Origin of the sequence: Aeromonas sp. HMWF015 (assembly GCF_963878965.1) — a bacterium.
GTDB classification, from domain to species: Bacteria; Pseudomonadota; Gammaproteobacteria; order Enterobacterales; family Aeromonadaceae; genus Aeromonas; species Aeromonas veronii.
In genome coordinates, this window is the sequence record NZ_CAWNZT010000313.1 from 1 (window position 1) to 3168 (window position 3168).

A 3168-nucleotide genomic window follows, 5' to 3' on the forward strand; every position below is an offset into this window, starting at 1 on the left:
TGCTGAAGGGGTTATCGCAGCGTTCGACCCAACTGAACCGGGCATTTATAGAGGCATCCCCAGCGAGGCTTACCATGCTGGGACGGGGATCTCCAAAAGTGCCTTAGACCTGGCGTTACTCTCCGGCCAGCACTACCGCTACTACAAGATCGACGGCAATCCCCAGAAAGAGACCATCCCGTTTCGGGAAGGGAAAATCCTGCACAAGATCGTACTTGAGTTTGCTGACTTTGAAAGCGAGTACGCCATCGAGCCGCAGTGGCCAGAGGACGCCTACGCTGGCGCCGAGCAGATGAAAGCCGCCATAGAAGCCTACAACGCATCCCTTGAGAAGCGCCCGGACCAACAAGAGCTGGTCGATGCTATCGAGGCATACAACCGGCAGCTAAGCCCCCCTGTTGAGCTGGGAACGAGCCTTGCGGATGCAGAAGTGGCTTACTGCCAACTGTCCGATGAGTTCCAAACTCTCGGGGAAGATGACAAGCGAACCGCGACTGCCCTGAGAACATGTGTCAGGGCCTATAACGACAGCTTGCCTAAGCCACTCAAGACCAAAGGTAGTTACCAGGCTGTGCTGGAAAGCTACGCCCAGATTGGCCCCAAAGAGCTGGAGCGAGCCAAGCATATTAGCACCCTGCCAGACCCTCTCCCCTTGAGCGGTACCAAGGCAGAAATGGCAGAGCGGATCCGCAGTTTTAACCCGGCAGCCAAATTCCTGGATGAGCTGAAGGAGCAGTTCCGTGAAGCGGCCGGTGAACGGACGATCGTCACTCACAACGAGTACATCCATGCCCTGCGATACCGTGAAGCGGTGCTGAATCACCCTGAAGCCGCGGTATTGCTCGATGAAGGTGAGGCGGAGACCAGCATCTACTGGCACCACCCAGAGACGGGGGAACTGCTGAAGTGCCGGCCCGACTGGAAGCGGCCAGACCATGTGTTGGTTGACCTGAAATTCGTCCGCAGCGCCAGCGCCGCTGGATTTGCTCGCGATGCTTCAGCCCACAACTACCACATACAGGATGGCCACTACACCGACGGGTATGAAGCGGTAACCGGTCATCCGGCAAACCTCGTCTTCATCGCGGTTGAGAAAGATGGACCACTGGGCCAGGACGTCTACAAGCCCATCATGGTCGGCGTCTACTACTACGGCCAAGAGGACCGGCGCCGTGGCCTCGAACTGCGAGACATGGCCCTGTGCAACATCATCACCTGGCGAGAACGCGACTACTACCCGGGCCACGATGGCATGGGGGAAATCGCGGTACCGCCGTATCAAGCCGCGGCAGAGCGCCAACGCATCGACCTTGAAGAGCCCTTCATCCCCACTCTGGTTGAAGCCCAGGAACCGGCTGAAGAGCTTCCCGCAAACCTCTTTTAAGGAACCTCGATATGCAAACCACTGTATCGACTCAGACCACCTCTCCGGTGCTGGCCAACGAACGGGGCCAGGCCAACATACTGAACCTCATGATGAATGCCGACTTCATGGCAAGTGTCGACAAGTTGGCGGCACTGATGGCTAGCGGCAAAGCGACCATTCCCCAACACCTGCAGGGTAACCATGCGGACTGCTTTGCCATCTGCCTGCAAGCGCTGCAGTGGGGCATGAACCCTTTCCCCGTTGCCCAAAAGACCCACCTTGTGGGAGGTACCCTGGGATATGAAGCGCAGCTCGTCAACGCCGTTGTCGTCAACTCAGGGGTGATCAAGGGACGCTTTGACTATGAGTTTTTTGGACCGTGGGAGCAGGTTCTCGGTAAGTTCAAAGAGATCCCGAGCAAAGACCCGGCGAAAAAAGGCGCAACGTACCGTTCACCAGACTGGACCTTTGCCGACGAGAAAGGCTGTGGCGTGATAATCCGTGCAACCCTCACTACCGGTGAGGTTCGCACGCTCGAGTTACTCCTGCAGCAGGCAAGAACCCGTAACTCAACACTCTGGGCAGATGACCCGAAGCAGCAATTGGCTTATCTGGGAGTGAAACGCTGGGCTCGCCTCCATACCCCGGACGTCATCATGGGCGTCTACTCGGTTGACGAGCTGGAGGAGCGTGAAATCAACCCGGACTTCACGCCTCAAGGCCCTGACGATGGCAATAAGTCGGCAACCGACAAGCTGGCAGAAAGAGCAGCTGCCATGCGCGCCAAGCAGCAGGAGCAAGCCAAAGCCGGCAGTGTTATCGAAGGAGAAGTGGAACAGATAATCTCTACAGAAGAACACGTGGAACCCCTTCCGGAAACAGCAGTGGTTGACCCGGAGATCGCCGATCAACTGGCGGAAGCCCTGTTCAAACTCGATATCTCCGAGTCGGCCAAAGAACTGCGGGCGGCCTTGGACGAGATATCTCTGCTTGGCGAGAAGCTCAACGAAGAGCAGAAGTCCCAAGCCAATGAGATCTACCGCAAAAACCTCGCCCGCCTGGGCCTCGATAAGAAACGAGCTGCCTAACCCCGATATCGAAAGTCGGGTTCAGCCTGGCTCTACAGTAGAGCCGCTAAGGGCTACAGCCTGATACCCCCAAACCATCCACTGCTGGTCCCACAGAAACGGTGGATAAGTCAGAGGTTATACATGAAGACATTCGAAAGCCCCTACTGCGGTGCAGTAGTCATGGGGCTGGGCGTAGTCATGCCTCACCCCAGGCTCCCCGGTAAGTTCGTCCTGCCCGGTGGAACCATCAGCGATCTGCAACAGGCCGAAGCCGCGGCCAAGAAGCTCCATGAGCTGCAGGTAAAACCAACGCCTCTCAAGCCACGACCATGAGGAGCCAGGCAATGCATACAGACCCCAACAAACTGCTGGCTCTTGAGCGAGCACTCTACCAGATAGACCAACTGAAAGCCCGCCAGCCAGCGGGCTCATCGGTCACTCGCGTCGATCCGCGTCCAGCATTTCGCTGTAAAAGCATCGAGAAGGAGAACAGCCGGTATGTGTACCGAACCCAGTGCCCCTATGTCGGGATCCAGATCAGCATGAGGGATGTGAAATAACCATGAACAGTTACCAAATATCTCAACTCATGATCCTGGCATTACTGGTTATAGGGGGCTCCTTCAGTATGTATGTCAACATTATCAATCCAAACCTTGCTACACGTATTGCCAGCGCAGTTCTTATATATTTTTTAGGGGCTATCACACTCTGGCAGATTTTACGGGTAAC

Annotated in this window: 4 protein-coding genes; all 4 read left to right on the forward strand. The window is 56.2% G+C overall.

Features of this window, described 5'->3' with window-relative positions; genetic code table 11:
* A partial coding sequence (locus AACS18_RS15955; protein ID WP_108612682.1) for a PD-(D/E)XK nuclease-like domain-containing protein occupies positions 1-1384 on the forward strand: 1384 nt, incomplete at its 5' end.
* Positions 1385-1395: 11 nt separating this feature from the next.
* A complete protein-coding gene (locus AACS18_RS15960; protein ID WP_108612683.1) occupies positions 1396-2454 on the forward strand; it encodes a RecT family recombinase in 1059 nt (352 codons plus the stop codon).
* A gap of 123 nt (positions 2455-2577) precedes the next feature.
* Positions 2578-2769, forward strand: a complete 192-nt coding sequence (locus tag AACS18_RS15965; protein WP_108612684.1) for a hypothetical protein — start codon at positions 2578-2580, stop codon at positions 2767-2769.
* 11 nt (positions 2770-2780) lie between these two features.
* Positions 2781-2996 carry a hypothetical protein gene (locus tag AACS18_RS15970; RefSeq protein ID WP_108612685.1) on the forward strand — a complete coding sequence of 72 codons (216 nt, stop codon included), beginning with the start codon at positions 2781-2783 and terminating at the stop codon, positions 2994-2996.
* Positions 2997-3168 lie beyond the last annotated feature (172 nt).

What these genes read in the sequence shown, in the direction of transcription:
- AACS18_RS15970 (WP_108612685.1), top strand. Translation starts at nt 2,781, where the DNA reads ATGCATACAGACCCCAACAAACTGCTGGCTCTTGAGCGAGCACTCTAC.
- AACS18_RS15965 (WP_108612684.1), top strand. Translation starts at nt 2,578, where the DNA reads ATGAAGACATTCGAAAGCCCCTACTGCGGTGCAGTAGTCATGGGGCTG.
- AACS18_RS15960 (WP_108612683.1), top strand. Translation starts at nt 1,396, where the DNA reads ATGCAAACCACTGTATCGACTCAGACCACCTCTCCGGTGCTGGCCAAC.